This window comes from Ammoniphilus oxalaticus, assembly GCF_003609605.1.
GTDB classification, from domain to species: Bacteria; Bacillota; Bacilli; order Aneurinibacillales; family RAOX-1; genus Ammoniphilus; species Ammoniphilus oxalaticus.
Genome location: NZ_MCHY01000009.1, coordinates 627,031 through 644,866, shown reverse-complemented (window position 1 = coordinate 644,866; position 17,836 = coordinate 627,031). Strand labels below are relative to the sequence as shown.

Annotated in this window: 14 protein-coding genes; 5 read left to right on the top strand and 9 right to left on the bottom strand. The window is 47.6% G+C overall.

Going from position 1 to position 17,836, the window contains the following annotated elements:
• Positions 1-517 precede the first annotated feature (517 nt).
• Both gdhA and BEP19_RS14590 read right to left on the bottom strand, forming a co-directional pair.
• On the bottom strand, positions 518-1,900 hold the full coding sequence (gene gdhA / locus BEP19_RS14595; protein ID WP_120190635.1) for an NADP-specific glutamate dehydrogenase: 1,383 nt from the start codon (positions 1,898-1,900) through the stop codon (positions 518-520).
• Positions 1,901-2,064: 164 nt separating this feature from the next.
• Positions 2,065-2,586, bottom strand: a complete 522-nt coding sequence (locus BEP19_RS14590) for a VanZ family protein (protein ID WP_120190634.1) — start codon at positions 2,584-2,586, stop codon at positions 2,065-2,067.
• Positions 2,587-3,351: 765 nt separating this feature from the next.
• Between BEP19_RS14590 and BEP19_RS14585 the strand changes: the two genes are divergently transcribed.
• The 3 genes from BEP19_RS14585 to BEP19_RS14575 are packed head-to-tail and all read left to right on the top strand — an operon-like array spanning position 3,352 to position 8,035.
• Positions 3,352-3,864, top strand: coding sequence for a MarR family winged helix-turn-helix transcriptional regulator (locus BEP19_RS14585; RefSeq protein ID WP_120190633.1), 513 nt, complete (start codon positions 3,352-3,354; stop codon positions 3,862-3,864).
• A complete protein-coding gene (locus BEP19_RS14580) occupies positions 3,861-6,116 on the top strand; it encodes an ABC transporter ATP-binding protein (protein ID WP_120190632.1) in 2,256 nt (751 codons plus the stop codon). Before BEP19_RS14585 ends, BEP19_RS14580 begins: the two co-directional genes overlap by 4 nt.
• Positions 6,113-8,035 carry an ABC transporter ATP-binding protein gene (locus BEP19_RS14575; RefSeq protein ID WP_120190631.1) on the top strand — a complete coding sequence of 641 codons (1,923 nt, stop codon included), beginning with the start codon at positions 6,113-6,115 and terminating at the stop codon, positions 8,033-8,035. Before BEP19_RS14580 ends, BEP19_RS14575 begins: the two co-directional genes overlap by 4 nt.
• Before the next feature lie 79 nt (positions 8,036-8,114).
• On the opposite strand, the gene BEP19_RS14570 is transcribed toward BEP19_RS14575, so the two are convergent.
• The 5 genes from BEP19_RS14570 to BEP19_RS14550 form a co-directional block, all read right to left on the bottom strand.
• A complete protein-coding gene (locus BEP19_RS14570) occupies positions 8,115-8,852 on the bottom strand; it encodes an amino acid ABC transporter ATP-binding protein (protein WP_120190630.1) in 738 nt (245 codons plus the stop codon).
• A complete protein-coding gene (locus tag BEP19_RS14565; RefSeq protein WP_120190629.1) occupies positions 8,815-9,525 on the bottom strand; it encodes an amino acid ABC transporter permease in 711 nt (236 codons plus the stop codon). The genes BEP19_RS14570 and BEP19_RS14565 overlap by 38 nt, the downstream gene beginning before the upstream one ends.
• A 124-nt stretch (positions 9,526-9,649) precedes the next feature.
• The gene (locus tag BEP19_RS14560) at positions 9,650-10,492 is read right to left on the bottom strand and encodes a transporter substrate-binding domain-containing protein (RefSeq protein ID WP_120190628.1); all 843 of its coding nucleotides are present in this window, start codon (positions 10,490-10,492) and stop codon (positions 9,650-9,652) included.
• A 990-nt stretch (positions 10,493-11,482) separates the two neighbouring features.
• Positions 11,483-12,010, bottom strand: a complete 528-nt coding sequence (locus BEP19_RS14555; protein WP_120190627.1) for a VanZ family protein — start codon at positions 12,008-12,010, stop codon at positions 11,483-11,485.
• Positions 12,011-12,052: 42 nt separating this feature from the next.
• Complete coding sequence (locus BEP19_RS14550) at positions 12,053-12,433, bottom strand: VOC family protein (protein WP_120190626.1); 381 nt, start codon at positions 12,431-12,433, stop codon at positions 12,053-12,055.
• A 245-nt stretch (positions 12,434-12,678) separates the two neighbouring features.
• Here BEP19_RS14550 and BEP19_RS14545 point away from each other — a divergent pair, with 245 nt between their 5' ends.
• On the top strand, positions 12,679-13,875 hold the full coding sequence (locus BEP19_RS14545; protein ID WP_120190625.1) for a cytochrome P450: 1,197 nt from the start codon (positions 12,679-12,681) through the stop codon (positions 13,873-13,875).
• A gap of 76 nt (positions 13,876-13,951) precedes the next feature.
• Here BEP19_RS14545 and BEP19_RS14540 read toward each other — a convergent pair whose 3' ends face one another.
• Positions 13,952-14,632, bottom strand: a complete 681-nt coding sequence (locus BEP19_RS14540) for a phosphoribosylaminoimidazolesuccinocarboxamide synthase (RefSeq protein WP_120190727.1) — start codon at positions 14,630-14,632, stop codon at positions 13,952-13,954.
• 741 nt (positions 14,633-15,373) lie between these two features.
• Positions 15,374-15,949 carry a hypothetical protein gene (locus tag BEP19_RS14535; protein ID WP_120190624.1) on the bottom strand — a complete coding sequence of 192 codons (576 nt, stop codon included), beginning with the start codon at positions 15,947-15,949 and terminating at the stop codon, positions 15,374-15,376.
• 385 nt (positions 15,950-16,334) lie between these two features.
• Here BEP19_RS14535 and BEP19_RS14530 point away from each other — a divergent pair, with 385 nt between their 5' ends.
• Complete coding sequence (locus BEP19_RS14530; RefSeq protein WP_120190623.1) at positions 16,335-17,822, top strand: GGDEF domain-containing protein; 1,488 nt, start codon at positions 16,335-16,337, stop codon at positions 17,820-17,822.
• The last annotated feature ends 14 nt before the right edge of the window (positions 17,823-17,836 follow it).

The following is a 17,836-nucleotide window of genomic DNA, read 5'->3' as shown; positions in this document are numbered from 1 at the left end:
GTTGAGCGGGCGAGAAAAACTTTTTTAGGACCAAGCAAACAGGGTTCTTCTGAAAGTCATCGGGCAAAATGTCGCATTGTGGATATCTAAATGCTAGTTAAGCCAAGCCCAGTAATCCATCCACAATTTCTAATAATAAAGCGAACTATCAAAATTGATTCGTAGCACATTATCCACAATACTCGATGAAAAAGAAAATGACTGAGCATTCTATCCATTATGAGAGCTTCGACACCGACTTTTCCGCTTTTCACTCCGCCTTCATCCACATTTTCAGATATAAAAGGAAACGAACGAAGGAAGAGCCGTTATTCCATCCACAATTTTCGATAAAAAAGCAATTATTGGTCTATCTATCCACATCACTCATCCACAATATTCGATAAAAAAGGCCGTTACGAAGGGGGACATCCCCCATTGACCACGTGAGGATTTGGGTAAAATATAAAAGCGGCGAAAAACGAATGGATCGCTTTTCGCCGCCGTGATACGCATATGCGCTAATACGCGCCTTTAATTAGATAACACCTTGGGCCAGCATGGCTTCGGCTACTTTTTGGAAACCGGCAATGTTTGAGCCAGCTACGAGGTTACCAGGGACACCATATTCTTGTGACGCAGCCATTGCGCTGCGATAGATGTCGGCCATGATGCCTTGGAGTTTTTCATCGACTTCTTCCGCGGACCAAGCCAATTTCATGCCATTTTGCGCCATCTCTAAAGAGGACACGGAAACTCCGCCAGCGTTCGCCGCTTTTGCTGGAGCAAATAGGACGTTGCCGTTTAAGAACACATCAATTGCTTCTAGCGTAGACGGCATGTTGGCGCCCTCTCCAACTGCTTTTACCCCATTTTCAATGAGTTGTCTCGCAGAAGTTTCGTCAATTTCATTTTGTGTCGCGCAAGGTAACGCAATATCGCATGGAATTGTCCAAATCCCAGAACATCCCTCATAGTACTCTGAACCAGGATGCTCATTCACGTATTCGCTGATTCGCTTTCTTTCTACTTCTTTCAATCGCTTAACTGTGTCAAGATTCAATCCGTTACGATCATAAATGTATCCGCTGGAATCGCTGCAAGCAACCACTTTTGCCCCAAACTCAATCGCTTTTTCCATCGCGTAAATCGCAACGTTACCCGATCCTGAAACGACGACGGACGCGCCCTGAAAACTGAGTCCCGCCCCGTTTAGCATTTCACGCATGAAGTAAACGAGACCCGCCCCGGTCGCTTCTTTTCTACCTAAGCTTCCACCGTACCCGATTCCTTTTCCAGTTAACACGCCGGCTTCGTATGCGCCGCGAATTCTTCTATATTGCCCAAACATGTACCCAACTTCTCTCGCTCCAACGCCGATATCCCCCGCGGGAACGTCTACATCAGGTCCAAGATAACGGTACAATTCGGTCATAAAGCTTTGTGTAAAATTCATAATTTCGCGGTCGGATCTTCCTTTTGGATCAAAATCGGATCCGCCTTTACCACCGCCGATGGGTTGTCCTGTTAAGGCATTTTTGAAAATTTGTTCAAAACCTAAAAATTTAACGATGCTCGCATTGACCGACGGATGAAAACGAATTCCACCTTTATAGGGGCCTATTGCGCTGTTAAATTGCACCCGATAACCACGATTCACTTGGACTTTGCCCTGGTCATCGACCCACGGCACGCGGAACGAAATTAATCTTTCCGGTTCTACGAGTCGCTCCAAAATTCCATTTTCCCTATATTTGGTCTCTTTAGCGAGAATAGGCAAGAGGGAATCCAAAATCTCCTTAACCGCTTGCAGAAATTCCGGTTCCATCGAGTTGCGTTGAACGACAGAATCATACACTTGTTTCACATAAGCCCGCGCCGCTTCCAACTCCGTTTGTTCACTTTCTAACATGGTAGACATTACCTTCTTTTTCCCCCTTAAGATTTTCCCATTCTTTATTTAGCAAATTTGACCCTTTTAACCAACCGAACGCTTTCTGTATATAAGAAAGAACCAGTTGCCTATGCTCTATTTTATAATTAGTCGATGAACGAAACAATATAAATGTTCAAAAAACTTTCCTTTTAACGGATACGCTGCTGAAATCGATTCCAAGTGTTGATCGCAAAGATGAACGCGAGGCCGATGAAAACGCCAACCATGTCGATTCCTACGTCTGATAATTTGGCGGTGCGATTGGGGTTAAACGATTGATGCCATTCGTCACTGCACGCATACAGAAACGTGACGATCAAGGTAAAGGCGTAACTGCGGAATCCTCTTAACCATGTTTTTTGGACAACCCATTGAATGAGAATCGCCAGCATCATGAATACGAAAATATGCGCTCCTTTACGAATGAAAAACTCAAGAAACGCGGGCACACCCCTTTGTTCGATACTGATTTCCCTGCCCGCATAGTTTACTTTGACATCACCGAGATATTTTTCTACCGTTGCTTTCGGAGCATATTGGTCCAACATCGGTCGTAAATCTTGATCTTCGTATGGTTGCGAAGACGCTTTAAAAATGACAGCCATCCAAAGAATGACGGGAATCCAGTAGAGCAATCTTTTGAACTTGCTTTTCCTTTTTTTACGCGTCATAATACCTTCCTATCATTATATATAAAATGAACTAATCGATTAAAACGATTGTGCGTGTGTTTATGTTAGCAGATATTTTGGTGGTTAACCAATTTTTGCTAATGGGTGGTGGGGCAGCGGTCGGTGGAGGGAGGGAGCGCCTCGCTTTTTTATCGAATATTGTGGATCGAGTTAGCCGGGATCAAATTTGCGCGTTTGATCGGACTGTAAAGGGAGTTTTGACTCTTGCATAAATGTCACCCGCAAATTTGGGTTTGTAAAGGCAGCTCAGACCCTTACAAGTGATCATGCCCCATTTTTTCCCCACTTATCTTGTTGTAAAGGCCTGGGAGCCCCTTACAGGGGATTGATGCTCGAATCTTAAATTTGTAAGGGCCGTTTTGGCCTTTACAGCCAACCTTCCCGCCTGCCGACCTGCCAACCAACCTCCCCTTCCGCGCCTACCTTCCGCCCCCATCCCCGCCGCGCCTCGCTTTTTTATCGAATATTGTGGATTTGTGGATTGACTTTAATCTCGCTGGTCTTCTCTGTCATCGCGGCCCTTTTTTATCGAGTATTGTGGATATACCGCTCGAAGCGGGAGCGGAATGCTCCCCTCGTCCTCCCCCAATACAATCGCGGTTTAACTCGTTACCCGTCGCAATGCCTCGCTTCCAGCGATCCCCTTTTTAAAAAAGGTTTATTTTTCGCGCTAATGGTTGTATACTGTTTAATGCTTAATAGTTAAGTGCTTAATAGTTTGTGATCAGAAGGAGGGTACGAACGGTGGTTGACGATGAACGGACTGCGAGGAGCAAGCAACGAATGGGAAGCCATGCAGACCATCAATTGAAGGAACAGCTCGCCCGCTCTCTTTTTCGTTTTAGAAAGGTTACGATTCAGTTCCCGCCGGAATTGGATTTGCATATGGGAGAAGTTTTTTTGATGAAGCGAATCGCGCGGCACGCGGCGGACTCCGATCGCCCGATTTTGACGAAGGAATTGCAAAAAAAGCTGCATGTGACGAAGCCTGCCATTTCACAGATGTATCGTTCGCTTGAGAAAAAGGGGTACATTGTTCGTGAGACGGACAAGGCGGATCGCCGCAAAGTGGTGGTGACGCTGACTTCGGCGGGCGTGGAGATGTTGGCCCAGATGGAGCGGTATTTTAATCAGCGCTTGGAGGAGATCATTACGTTGTTTGGCGAGGATGACACACGGCAACTGGTGGATTTGTTTCAACGTTTCGCCGATATTTCCGAGCAGTTGAATGAAAAAGGGGAGGAGGATCGCGGATGAAATTTGCAAAGCAGCTTAAACCATTTTTAGGCGGGATTTTGTTGGCGATTGTGTTCCTGTTTACGCAGGCTTTTGCCGATTTGAACTTGCCAAACTACATGTCAGAGATCGTCAATGTTGGGATTCAACAAAGCGGAATTGAACACGCCGCGCCTGACGCGCTGAGCGAAGACGGAATGCGGTTGGCGACGACATTGATGACGGATGAGGAACAGCGATTAGTGGAAGCGAACTATGCGCCCGTTTCAGCCACGGATAAAAATACCGAAGGGGAATTGTATGGAAGTTTGTACCCTGCCGCAGCGGATCCACAATATTATATAAAAAAGACCAATGACGGCGGCAAACCCAGCGCTGATTCGGAAGCGCTCGACGATGCTTTTGGGGCGGCGTCGCTCACGTTGGTCCACCTGATGACAGAAATGGCGCCAGACATGCAGCCTCCAACAGGAGATGCCGAGGCAGCTTCCCAGGCGGAACAGGCCACCAACATCGATGTGACAAAATTGTATCCAATGATACCGATGCTACATTCGTTGCCAGAATCAGCGATCCAAGAGGCGCGGCAACTTGCGGCGACCGACCCGATGATGCAAAAACAAACGGGGATCCTGTTTACGAAAGCTTTTTACAATGAATTAGGCGTTGATTTAGGAGCCAAACAGACCAGCTACATTCTCAAAGTTGGACTCAAAATGCTCGGCATCGCCTTACTTGGTGGACTGGCGACGGTGATTGTCGGTTTTCTTGCTTCGCGAACGGCAACAGGCGTGGCCCGAAACTTGCGGACGCAAATTTTTGCCAAAGTCGAGGATTTCTCGAAGCGGGAATTTGATCAATTTTCAACCGCGTCACTGATCACCCGCTGCACAAACGACGTCAACCAAGTGCAGCAAGTGCTGCTGATCGGGATTCGGATGATGTGTTACGCCCCGATTTTGGGGATTGGCGGGATCATTATGGCTGTCAACAAATCGGCTTCGATGAGTTGGATTATTGCCCTCGCCGTCGTGATTTTGTTGGGGATGATTATTGTCGTGATGACGATTGCCATGCCTAAATTCAAATTAATTCAAAAGTTAATGGATAAATTGAACTTGGTTTCTCGGGAAAATTTGAACGGGCTGATGGTGATTCGCTCGGTCGGAGCCCAGCGCCACGAAACAGAACGTTTTGAACAAACGAACACCGATTTGACGCAAACAAACTTATTCGTTAACCGCGTGATGGTGTTCATGTTTCCTACGATGATGTTCATTATGAACGCCGTTACTCTGCTGATCGTTTGGGTCGGGGCCCAGCGGATCGCCGCTTCTTCAATGCAAGTGGGCGACATGATGGCTTTTATGCAATACGTCATGCAAATTTTAATGTCGTTTATGATGGTCTCGATGATGTTTATTATGGTGCCGCGAGCGGCGGTGTCAGCGGGACGGATCACGGAAGTGTTAGAAACGGAAATCGCCATTTCCGATCCTGTCGAACCACAATCGTTTGACCCGCAGAAAAGAGGGGTACTCGAATTCAAGGACGTTTATTTCCGTTATGAAGGCGCCGAAGAAGACGCCCTGCGCGCGATTTCTTTTGTGGCCAAGCCCGGACAAACGACCGCGATTATCGGGTCAACCGGTTCAGGTAAATCAACGATTGCCAACTTAGCTCTCCGTTTTTACGATGTGAGCGCGGGTGAAATTCAATTGGACGGCGTCGATATTCGTCACGTAAAACTGGGAGATTTACGGGCAAAAATCGGGTACGCGCCCCAACAAGGATTACTTTTATCGGGGACGATCGCCTCGAATGTGATTTACGGCAAACCCGATGCGACCGAAGAAGAAATGAAGTGGGCGGCTGAAGTCGCTCAGGCGACGGAGTTTATTTCGGAAAAACCCGAGCAGTTTGAGGCGCCGATCTCGCAAGGCGGGTCCAACGTGTCGGGCGGACAGAAACAACGGTTAACGATCGCCCGCGCCTTGGCGAAACGTCCTGACGCGCTCATTTTTGATGATAGTTTCTCCGCGCTCGATTTTCGCACCGATGCCAGGTTGCGCCAGGCGTTGAAGGAGCAAACGGCGAACGCAACGATGATTATCGTCGCCCAACGCGTGAGCACGATTATGCATGCCGAACAAATTCTCGTGCTGGAAAAAGGCGAAATTGTCGGACGCGGCACCCACCGCGAACTCCTGCAACAATGCCCTGAGTATCGCGAGATTGCTTCTTCGCAGCTGTCAAAGGAGGAGTTAGCATGAGTCAACAACAAAGTGGGCATCGCGGACCCGCGGGACACGGGGCTGGCGGCGGTCGCGGACCAATGGGTGGTTTTGGCGGACGCGGGCACGGCGGACACGGCATGATGCCGGGCCAAAAAGCGAAAAACTTTAAAGCAACGATGAAGCAGTTGCTCAGTTATGTCGGGCGGCACAAGTGGACGATTGCGGGCGTCTGGATATTGGCGATCATCTCCACCGTGTTTACAATTGTGGCCCCCAAAATTCTAGGTCAAGCGACGGACGAACTTTTTAAAGGAATCATGGACCAAATCGCGGGCATTGGCGGGATCCACTTTGAAAAGATTGGGAAAATTTTATTATGGTTGCTCGGCTTGTACATCATCAGCGCCGTCTTTTCCTATTTACAAGGGTATGTGATGGCGGGGGTCAGCATGCAGATCACCCGCAAGCTGCGCAGTGATATTAATGAGAAGATTCATAAATTACCGTTTCGTTATTTCGATAAAACAAACCACGGCGAGGTGCTGTCGCGGATTACGAACGACGTCGACACGATCAACCAGACACTAAACCAAAGCATGACGCAAATCATCACGTCGGTAACGACAGTGATCGGGATTACGGTGATGATGCTAACGATCAGTTGGCAGATGACGCTAGCGGCCTTGCTGATTTTACCGCTATCGATGGTATCTGTCATCGGCATCGTGAAAAAATCACAAACTCATTTTCGCAATCAACAACAATATTTAGGTCATGTGAACGGGCATGTAGAAGAAATTTTTAGCAGCCATGAGGTAGTCAAAGCGTTCAACGGGGAAAAGGAAGCGGCCACCACGTTCGATGAGTACAACAACACGCTGTACGCGTCGGCTTGGAAGGCGAACTTTTTGTCAGGGATGATCATGCCGATCACCACCTTTATCGGGAACTTGACGTATGTCGTCATCTGTATTCTCGGCGGCTACTTGACGGTGACAGGCAGTTTGACGGTCGGAGGCATCCAGGCGTTCATTCAATATGTGCGCTCGTTTACCCATCCTGTCACCCAGATCGCCAACATTTCCAACGTGCTGCAACAAACAGCGGCGGCCGCGGAACGCGTTTTTGAGTTTTTGGCGGAAGAGGAAGAAGTCGAGGAAGCGGCTGAGGCCTTGACGGTTCAACAAACTGGCGTCGATGGAAAAAATGCGGTGGCGATTGAGGGCGGCGTCCAGTTTGAACAGGTCGCGTTCGGCTATGAACCTGGACAAACCGTCATCCGCAATTTCAACGCAAACGTGAATCCGGGACAAAAAATCGCCATCGTCGGTCCAACCGGGGCCGGTAAATCGACGATCGTCAAACTGCTAATGCGTTTTTACGATGTGAACAGTGGGACGATCCGCATCGATGGTCATGACATTCGCGATTTTGAACGGAATGAACTGCGCGGGCTGTTCGGGATGGTGCTGCAAGATACATGGTTGTTTAATGGGACGATCGCCGATAACATTCGATACGGTCGGCTCGACGCGACGGACGAAGACGTGATTGAAGCGGCAAAAGCGGCTCAGGTTGATCATTTTGTTCGGGCGTTACCGGACGGATATGAGATGGTCTTAAATGAGGCGGCCGACAACATTTCACAAGGGCAGAAACAGCTGTTGACGATTGCTCGCGCGATTTTGTCCGATCCGAAAATTTTGATTTTGGATGAAGCGACCAGTAAAGTCGATACGCGCACCGAGGCGCTCATTCAAAAAGCGATGGACCATCTGATGCAAGGGCGCACCAGCTTTGTGATCGCCCATCGACTGTCCACGATTCGCAACGCTGACCTGATTTTGGTGATGCGAGACGGGGACATCATTGAACAAGGCTCACACGATGAATTGCTCGCCAATGATGGGTTTTACGCTCAACTGTATCAAAGTCAGTTTGACAAGGTCGGTTAAGATAGTGAGATGAGGATGGAATGGTTTAAATGAAAAGCGGATCAGATAACTACCCGTTATCTGATCCGCTTGTTTTGTTTTAGAGTACTTGACTTAGGAACCGCTGGGTGCGTTCGTGTTTCGGGTGTTGGAAAATTTGCTCGGGCGGACCATGTTCGATGATCGCCCCGTCGTGCATGACGATGACTCGATCGGCGACTTCTTGAGCGAAGCCCATTTCATGGGTGACGACGACCATCGTCATCCCCTCTTTGGCTAAATCGCGCATGACGCCGAGCACTTCGCCGACGAGTTCGGGATCGAGCGCCGAGGTCGGTTCATCGAACAACATCACATCCGGCTTCATCGCCAACGCCCGCGCGATGGCGACGCGTTGTTGTTGTCCGCCTGACAACTGACTCGGATAACTGTCCGCTTTATCGGCGAGCCCGACTTTTTCCAATAGCTCTTGGGCCAAGGCGATCGCCTGCGCTTTGCTCACCCCTTTAACCTGCATCGGCGCCTCGATCACATTTTGCAACACGTTCATATGCGGGAACAAGTTAAAATGCTGGAACACCATCCCGACTTGTTGGCGAATGCGATTCAAGTCGTCTTTACGCGGGTCCACCTTTTTTCCAGAAATAAAGATCTCACCGCTGTCTTCGAGTTCCAAGAAGTTAAGGCAACGCAGCAACGTGCTTTTGCCCGAGCCGCTCGCCCCGATCATCACGACGACTTCGTTGCGATCGACTTGTAGGTCACAATCTTTTAAAACATGCAGTTGACCGAACGATTTGTTAAGCTTGCGCGCCTCGACCATGCGTTCCTTCGACATGCGTTACACCTCCTTTATGATTGTTGTCCACATCTAGCCGCTGTTCCAAACGATGGACGATATAGGTGAAAATTAAAACGAGCGCCAGATAATAAAGGCCCGCGATCATATAGGATTCCAAGTTCAACAACGTGCGAGCCGCGGTCGAGTTGGAAAACATGTACAACTCCTGATACCCGATAAAGCCGACAAGCGATGAATCTTTCAGCCCGATAATAAATTGGTTGCCGAGCGGCGGAATCGCCCGCTTAAAAGCCTGCGGCAATATGATTCGCCGCATCGTTAACGGCAGAGACATGCCCAGCGACCGAGCCGCTTCTGCCTGCCCTTTGTCGATCGACTGGATCGCTCCGCGGAAAATTTCGGCGATGTACGCCCCGTTGTGAATCGCAAGCGCAATCACTCCCGCCCAAAATCGATCGAGCAAAATAATTTCGCGCATCCCCCAATACAGCACGTAAATTTGTAAAATAAGCGGCGTGCCCCGAACCATCGTGATGTAAATTTGTGACAAACCCGAGATGATTCGCCATTTTGACAAGCGCATAAAAGCAACGATCAATCCAACGACGCTGCCAAAAACGAGCGCGACCGCAGTTAAGCGTAAAGTAAACCAGGCCGCCTTCAAAAAACCTGGCCACGTTTGCATAAATAAGTTGATAATGTCCGCCATGTTGACCTCCCTGAAAGAAACCTAAAAGAAAAATAGAAAAGGCTGATTCATTCGCTTAGGTGTTTATTTAACCGCCTACTCAATGAACCAGCCCCTTTTTGTTGAAGCAAGCTTTTTGTGTCGCCTATTTCTCTTCTAACATATCTTCGTTAAACCACTCTTCACTGATTTTTAAGTACGTTCCATCCTCGATCATCGCTTCGAGCGCTTCGTTCAGCTCATCGAGCAGCTCTTGATTGCCTTTTTGCACGGCAATTCCGATCTTATCAACAAAAAGCGCTTCGCCCACTGCGATTGCCGGTAAATTTGCGTGTTCAATCGCATGCTGGCCCACCCCTAAGTCCGTAATGACCGCATCGAGGCGACGCGCATCTTTTAGTTCTTCTAGAGCAAGCAGGTCACTGGTGTATTCGACGACTTCGCCCTCGGGGCCGATCAATTTTTCTGCCGCTTCTTTAAACGTGGAGGCCGCCACCACGCCTACCTTTTTGCCTTCGAGATCCTCTTTGGATCGGATCTTATCCGCATTGTCTTCGTGAACAAACATGACGGCTTGTGACAAGTAGTACGGGCGGGTGAAGTCGACTTCTTTCAGTCGATCATCGGTGATTGCCATACTTGCCGTAATCGCGTCAAACTTACCTGATTTCAGTTCCATGATCAGCGAGTCCCACGGCAACTGTTCCGAAACAGGCTCCAACTCCATTCGCTTCGCGATTTCATGGGCGATATCCACATCAAAGCCTTCTAGCTCATTCTTTTCATTCACGTAGTTGTACGGTTTATACACGCCGCTCATGGCAAAATGGAACTTGTTCGGGTCCAACAATTTGCCGTCTGTCGTGTCGCCTGGTTCTGCGTTCGTTTCGCCCTCTGCCGTATCTACGGACGCGCTGCCGCCGCAACCAACTAAGGCCATTGATAAAATCATAAATAGTCCAAATACAGTTAACACTGATTTTCTCATTTTTCTTCCCCTTTAGTCTGTTTTTCTGACTCATTTGTTTATATATCAACGTATTGTACGCGGTTGCGTGGATTTCCACAAAAAGGATATTCAGCGATATGGCCGAGTATAGCGTAATGAGCCTGTATAAGCGGTTATGACCTATCGGGTCCTCATGTTTCCTCCTAGATACACAGGCATGGTCAGGGAAGGACGGTGGCGCGCTTTATTATCGAATATTGTGGATGGAGTTGGGGGGAATTTTCGGAGATGCGGGCCGCGGCGGATCGGGGGCGAAGGGCGGCACTCTTTTTTATCGAATATTGTGGATGCTACACATTGGAGATTTCGAGAAGGCGCCTTCCAATTCCTAATATAGTTATCGAATGTTGTGGATCATCATGGGCGCTTTGCGATTTGGCGGGTGGGGGAAGGGAACTCATTATGGACTGAGGTAAGAGGACCGCGTGGGATAGATGGTTAATTGCTCTAAGAGTATTTGCGACCATTACAAAAGACAGATGGATAAAATTAAGCATGCAATGGTCGATCTGGCCCTTGCAGCTCGTTTGCGCCCTTGTTTTTTTAAAAATTCCAATTGCAAGGGCCTCAAAGACCACTACACATCAAGATAGATGCGGATCCGTTTTCTAAAGGGAATTTTGACCGTTGCAGTAGTTTCTCGGGGTATGCTTTTCAGAAATAGCCGCTTCTTGGTCGTATTGTCTGCAAACGACGAATTTACGATTGACTCGCATAAGGTGGTTGAATTCTAGGAGATCACAGTCGAAGTAAGGTGAGGAAAGTATTCCCATGCAAGGAACTACATCCTGAGAAAAACGCGCTGATATACCGTCCACAATATTCGATAATAAAGGCCGCGCGCGATCCAAGCCACATCAAAAAAGGGAGCGCGCCCCTTAGTTTTGCCCCTAGAATGGTGGATCGGAATGATTTAATTTGAAATCAAAATTTCTTTGACAAGCGGCCTTCATATTCAACGTTCAGTATTCAAAATCGTTGGCGCGCGTGAATAGAATCGGCTTCATGGACTTTTTTGCTGTAACGGCTTCTCTTACTAAAAAACCAACTTATCAATAAATAAAAGCCGATGCCTGTGGCTGCGCCGGCAGTGTCGATCAAAACATCCCTCACTTCACCGGAGCGGCCGGGAATAAAGAGCTGATGGGTTTCATCGGAAATCGCGTACAGGACGCAGATTACGATGGTCCAGGCGAAACGACGAAATCCAACGATACGGCTTGTCCGCATGGCGTTCATCACGAAGACACCGAGGATGAAGTAAGCGAAAAAGTGAGCGTTTTTCCGTATGAAAAAGTGGAAATTGCTCGTTTCGAGATCAAACTGGGGCGCTACTTTTCTGGCAATATCTATAATAAAAGCGGTTATTCCGCGGCTGAGTTCACCCGATTCCGTCCCAGGTTGGCGCGATAAAAAGAAGATGAGGGCCATCCACAAAAACACGACGGTCCATGATACGATTTTTGCGGCGGCAGTACGTGATGCTACTTTTGTCATATACCTTGCGCCCCTCTTTATTCAAAAATGGGTTCCATTGCGTTAACTTCTTTCCACTAATTCTAGTTTTTCACCATGCGGTCCTTTTAAAAAGGCAATTTTTACGTCACCAAGGATGACGCGTGGTTCGAGGTCAATTGGTTCTGCCCCGAGTTTTTTCAAACGTTCAATTTCTAACTCGATTCCCTCCACGCGAAACGCCAGATGATCGATCAACCCGGCTCCGTTATGTTCAACTCCAGGTCCCGCGATCAGTTCGACTTCCACATTTGGCTGGTCGGCAAACGTGAGAAAGGCCAATTCGACCTCCGCGTTGAGGCTCTCCCGCCTACGTAATGACAATCCAAACGCCTCCTGATAAAAAGCAATGGCCTGGTCCATATTAGGCACCAAAATTCCGACATGTTCAATCCCTTTAATCAACGACAACCCCTCACTTTTTTTCAAAAAAATTGTTCAATCTATCATACCACTTTTCTCCCGCCAAAGTTGATGAAACTAGCAGTGATCAACTTTTTACGATGACAAGGGGCTCGCGCGACGTCGTCTGCCACATGTTGTGAGAAGTTGATGTTAATTTTAAAAGCAAAGTTTTACCGTTGTCCGATGAAATGCTCAAGATTGGGATAACCTACTAGTGACGACTACCAAACAAAGGAGACTATACGATGCAAACGACGTTGACTAGAACGCTAATTCCTATGCCAGAATTACAATCGCCAGAAGATCGGGCAAATCCTTTTTCGATTTACGAACGATTACGCCAGACGACTCCGGTTCGTTACGACGAAACACGTGGCTGTTGGGATATTTTTCGCTATGAAGATGTACACCGTATTTTAAAAGATCCTGCCACCTTTTCCTCAAAACGCAGCTTAGAACGCGGAAATACGGTCACCATTTTGACGATGGACCCGCCGCGCCACAGCCAGATGCGAGCATTGGTGAACAAGGCCTTTACGCCGAAAATGGTGAATGATTTAGCCCCGCGCATCGAATCGATTACCAGCGAGCTGCTCGCTGCTGTACAAGGGAAAGGGCAAATGGACATGGTCCATGATCTAGCAACTCCGTTGCCGGTGATCATCATCGCCGAATTATTGGGTGTCCCAGCTGAGGATCGACAGCTGTTTAAAGAGTGGTCGGATGCGCTCGTTAAAGGGAGCGCGGACAGTTCTGCCGAGGCGTTTGAGCGTGTGATGATGGAAAAGGATAAAGCGACCAAGGAACTGGGGGCCTATTTTGCAAAAATTATCGGACAACGCCGCAGCCAGCCAAAAGATGATTTAATTTCAGTGCTCCTTTCAGCGGAGATTGAAGGGGAAAAATTGAGCGACGAGGAAATTCTCGGATTTTCCATTCTATTGTTGGCGGCAGGCAACGAAACGACGACAAACTTGATCACCAACTCCGTACGCCGACTAACAGAAGATCTAGCTTTGCAACAACAGTTACGAAACGATCCCACGCAAATTAAAAACTTTATTGAGGAGGCCTTGCGCTTCTACCCGCCGATTCAAGCGGTTAGCCGCATCGCCACCGAAGATATTCAAATAGGCGGCAAACAGATTATGGCCGGTGAACAAGTCGTGAACTGGGTCGCTTCCGCCAACCGCGACGAAGCTCAATTTACCGATCCAAATACATTCATCATCGATCGCAAACCGAACAACCACCTCTCGTTTGGCTTTGGCATCCACTTTTGCCTTGGGGCGCCGCTCGCTCGTTTAGAAGGACTGCATGCTATTCGCGCGATCCTCGAACGGCTACAAGATATTCAATTAGCTCCCGAAGCAAATTTGGAGTTTATCGAGAGCCCGTTTGTATATGGGGTCAAAGCGTTTCCGATTACGTTTAAAGCTTAACATTTGTTGTGAGCAGACCAAGCGCGAAAAAGCCTATCATTTTATATGCGATAGGCTTTTTTCCGTTTATCTAGAATTAAAACATTAACTTTTCCAACTGAAGCGGTTCGATATATTCCCCATTGCGATAGACGCGCATATTTCCCCCCGAAATTTCATCGATCAGGGCAACATGATTGTCTTCGCCAACGCGGCCAAATTCAAATTTTATGTCGTACAGCTCGAGCTCCTTTTTAGCTAACTCCCCTTTTACAATCTCCCCTATTTGCTTCGTAAACTCCACTAACGTTTGATACTCTTGTTTGGTCATGATACCCAGCATCTCAAGGCCGTCCGCCGTGATCAGCGGGTCATTTCGATCGTCATCTTTCAAGGTGACTTCCACGTAGCCAGCGAGCGCGTCGCCCTCATTACAATATTTTGCATAACGTCTATGAAAACTGCCGACCGCCCGATAACGCAAAATCACTTCAACACCTTCGCCAAACATTTGAGCCGGCTTCACCGTCATCGTCGCCTGCTCGATGTCCGCATCGATATAGTGCGTTGGAATGCCCGCCGCATTGATTTTTTCAAAGAAAAATTGCGTGAGCCGCAGCCCCGCTTGGCCCGCTCCTTCGATCGTTAGACCAACCGTATTCGCCCCCGGATCAAAAACGCCATCCGTTCCGGTTACATCATCTTTAAACTTCAATAGAAAATTCCCATCTTCTTTGCGGTACACATCTTTCGTCTTGCCTATGTAAACTGTCTCCAACACGCACACTCCCTCTACTTTCTGATTGCCTGCCGTTTTGACGATCATGCTATTTTTTATTATACCCATCTTTTGCGAAAAGCGGAAAGGGGGAATTGAGGAAGGTCGATGGTTCGCTGGGGACGAGTCGGGGATTCTTGCGGGCCATGCATGACGCCGATTGGCGCAGGAAGAGGAGAGGATTGATGAAGAGAGGGATTCTGGATGGGGGGGTTAAGTGGACTTGCGTCAACTAACTAGGGCGGACTGGCCTACACGCAACGACTTAGATGGACTTTTGACAACTATGGACGCGGCGGTCCCGATTTTCCGCATGAGCTCCCCCTACCCTCGACTTTTACTAAACCAAGTTGTGGGCGCAGAGCTGTAAAGGTCGCAAGTCCCGTTACAAATAGAGGGAGGTGGAATTGAGCGCTGTAAAGGGATTTTTGACCTCTACGCGCGAATGAAATCGCGGATTCAATGGATAACTTGGCTGTAAGGGGCCCAGCTCCCGTTATAGATCTATGTTTACAGGATTGTCGCGCTGTAAGGGTCCAGACTCCCGTTACAAAAACGGATGGCGGGCGGCGGGCCCCCCCCGAACGACAGCTGGATCCCCTGGGAGCGGGCGGGTAAAAAATACCCGCGTTGCTCGTCGCCCCCGCCACGTCTCCATGAAGTTAGCGCTTCACGTGAGCCTATGGCTAACATGGGCCAAGATTCCCTTTTTTCGTGTTGCCTACGTCTAATCGGTGTTGCTTATTGGGAAACGGCTTTTCGCACGGCTTCAATTTCGGCGGGAGAGAATTTGGAATAGGCGAGCGCCTTCAATTCCTGTTTTTCCGCAGGGGTTAGATCGGAAACGGACATTTTGCTTAATCGACTAACTTCCGAAGCCGAGAAACGGGTCATCACAAACTTTACCGCCTCTTGCTTACTTTTAAATTGCAGCCCGCCACCGCTGGCGTTTTTACCTGCGCCACTGTTACCCGTTTTGCTCGCATTCGATTTTTCACTGTTCGGATCCGATGTCGATGATGCTGGATTTGGAGCTGATTGATCGTCAGGTCCACTCGCCCCGCCATCCGCGTCCACTTGGTCCGAATCGGGTTCCCCGCTACCCTCGTTTCCTGTCTGTTCCTTCGATTGTTCATCCTCACTCAACGATCCAGCCGCGACGCCAAATTTTTCAATATCCTTCATCAGATTCTCGTTACTCGACAATTCTCGGGATAGTTTTTCCGCCGCCTTTTCCATGAAAAAGTTATAGCCCGCAAAACCCGCGCCCAAAACGATGACGAGGGTAATCATCAACCCCCACAACCACTTTTTCACCGTATTTTTCACCGCCTATCAACAAAATTGACTAACTATAACGCCATTATTCTCATCTTACAACGAACAACCCACATTGCAAATAAATTTTGACCTAACTCATCGCTAAAACTGAAAACATCCTTTTTATATGAAGGAGTCCCCTCTCCATCAACTGCTATAAAATTTGGGATAACAAAACTCCTTAAAAACGACAATTACAACCTAAAATTTTCAGGACGCTACGTCCTAGAAACAGCTTGTTGACACGATAAATTTTAACACCATTCCCCCTTGACAAACCTTTTAAATCGAATAGAATAAAGGGGCCATCCTTAGTGCATTAGGATTAGTCCAAAAGGCCCTATGAGTCTAGTTGAAGATCATCGTCAAAGGGGTGAGTTCGGTGAAATCACGCGTAAGATTTAGATTATCTATGATCATGATCCTGTTTGCAGTTCTCATTTCTTTTACCGTAGCGACGATGGACTATTTTAAATTGAGGCAACAAGAGATTACAAGCAACGAGTTCCAAATCGAAAGTATGGAAGCGATTATAAAATACTCCATTCAAACCGTCGAAAAATCATATTTTTTATTTGGAGAAAAAATGGCCGAAGAAATGGAAATCGTTTCCCGCGATCTCGCTACGCGATATGACCAAAATTCGGAGCTGGACCGATGGGATTTTGACCAACTAAAAAATGAGTTTGGCTTTGATATTTATATGATCAATCGACGGAATATCATCACACATAGTAGCCACGCGACAGATATCGGCCTCGATTTCAACGATTGCTGCCAAAAATTGGCCCGAACTCTAGATGAAAGAAGAGCGGCGGGCGGCTTTTTTACGGACATGCTGGATATCGAACAAAGTTCAGGAAAAGTAAAAAAGTACAGCTACATGGCGACAGCCGATAAAAAATATTTAATTCAACTTAGCCTTTCACTCGAGGATACCCCTATTTTTACGGAATTTAATCTTTTGGGAAATTTGGAGAGGTGGAAAAGAAAGTATCCATCGATTAATAGCATTCATATTTTAAATATTGGCGGAATTGCGTTCGGTCAACCAGACACTGAGCAAAACAAGCTGTCCCCGCAAAGGAGAGAAGCTTTCGAACAGACGCTGGCCACCAAAGAGACAACGGAAGTAAAAGAAAACTGGCGCGGCGAACCGGCTACATACCGATATTCTCATTATGTATCTGAACTCGACAATGGGACCACCCGCAACAAAGTGTTGGAAATTGTACACAACAAAAAAGAATTGCTCGCTATTTTAAATGATAATAAAAAAATGTTTTTGCTTCGTTTGACGATTATTTTGTTGATCACGATCGGCTTATCCCATTTAATATCCAAGCGGGTCACGGAACTCATCTATCTCGCTTTTCACGATAATTTAACCGGGTTAAAAAATAAGACTGCTTTTAATGAAACACTCTCCTCCACACTGGGCGAAAATCAGGGGACAACAGCCTTGCTGTTACTTGATTTTGACAATTTTAAATTGATTAACGATACGTTCGGACACCAGGTTGGAGATGATTTGTTAAAAGGGGTTGCGGCCCGCATGAAGTCACTCATTAGTAAAAAGGAGTCGGTGTTCCGTTGGGGCGGAGATGAATTTGCAGTCATCCTCCCTTCCGCCACACCACAACAAGCGGAAAAGCTAGCGGCCAGTTTTATCGAAAAGTTGCAAGCGTATTGCGAAGAACAAAACTTTAATCTTCTGAACGGAGCGAAGGTCACCGTCAGTATCGGGATCGCCTTCGCGCCAGAACACGGCGTCGACGCGGAAATGTTGTACAAACACGCCGACATCGCTTTAGCCAATGCCAAGTTAAAAGGGAAAAATCAATATCAATTTTACCAAGAACAAAAATAGCCCTAAAAAACGCT

What these genes read in the sequence shown, in the direction of transcription:
- gdhA (WP_120190635.1), bottom strand. Translation starts at nt 1,900, where the DNA reads ATGTCTACCATGTTAGAAAGTGAACAAACGGAGTTGGAAGCGGCGCGG.
- BEP19_RS14590 (WP_120190634.1), bottom strand. Translation starts at nt 2,586, where the DNA reads ATGACGCGTAAAAAAAGGAAAAGCAAGTTCAAAAGATTGCTCTACTGG.
- BEP19_RS14580 (WP_120190632.1), top strand. Translation starts at nt 3,861, where the DNA reads ATGAAATTTGCAAAGCAGCTTAAACCATTTTTAGGCGGGATTTTGTTG.
- BEP19_RS14575 (WP_120190631.1), top strand. Translation starts at nt 6,113, where the DNA reads ATGAGTCAACAACAAAGTGGGCATCGCGGACCCGCGGGACACGGGGCT.
- BEP19_RS14570 (WP_120190630.1), bottom strand. Translation starts at nt 8,852, where the DNA reads ATGTCGAAGGAACGCATGGTCGAGGCGCGCAAGCTTAACAAATCGTTC.
- BEP19_RS14565 (WP_120190629.1), bottom strand. Translation starts at nt 9,525, where the DNA reads ATGGCGGACATTATCAACTTATTTATGCAAACGTGGCCAGGTTTTTTG.
- BEP19_RS14560 (WP_120190628.1), bottom strand. Translation starts at nt 10,492, where the DNA reads ATGAGAAAATCAGTGTTAACTGTATTTGGACTATTTATGATTTTATCA.
- BEP19_RS14555 (WP_120190627.1), bottom strand. Translation starts at nt 12,010, where the DNA reads ATGACAAAAGTAGCATCACGTACTGCCGCCGCAAAAATCGTATCATGG.
- BEP19_RS14545 (WP_120190625.1), top strand. Translation starts at nt 12,679, where the DNA reads ATGCAAACGACGTTGACTAGAACGCTAATTCCTATGCCAGAATTACAA.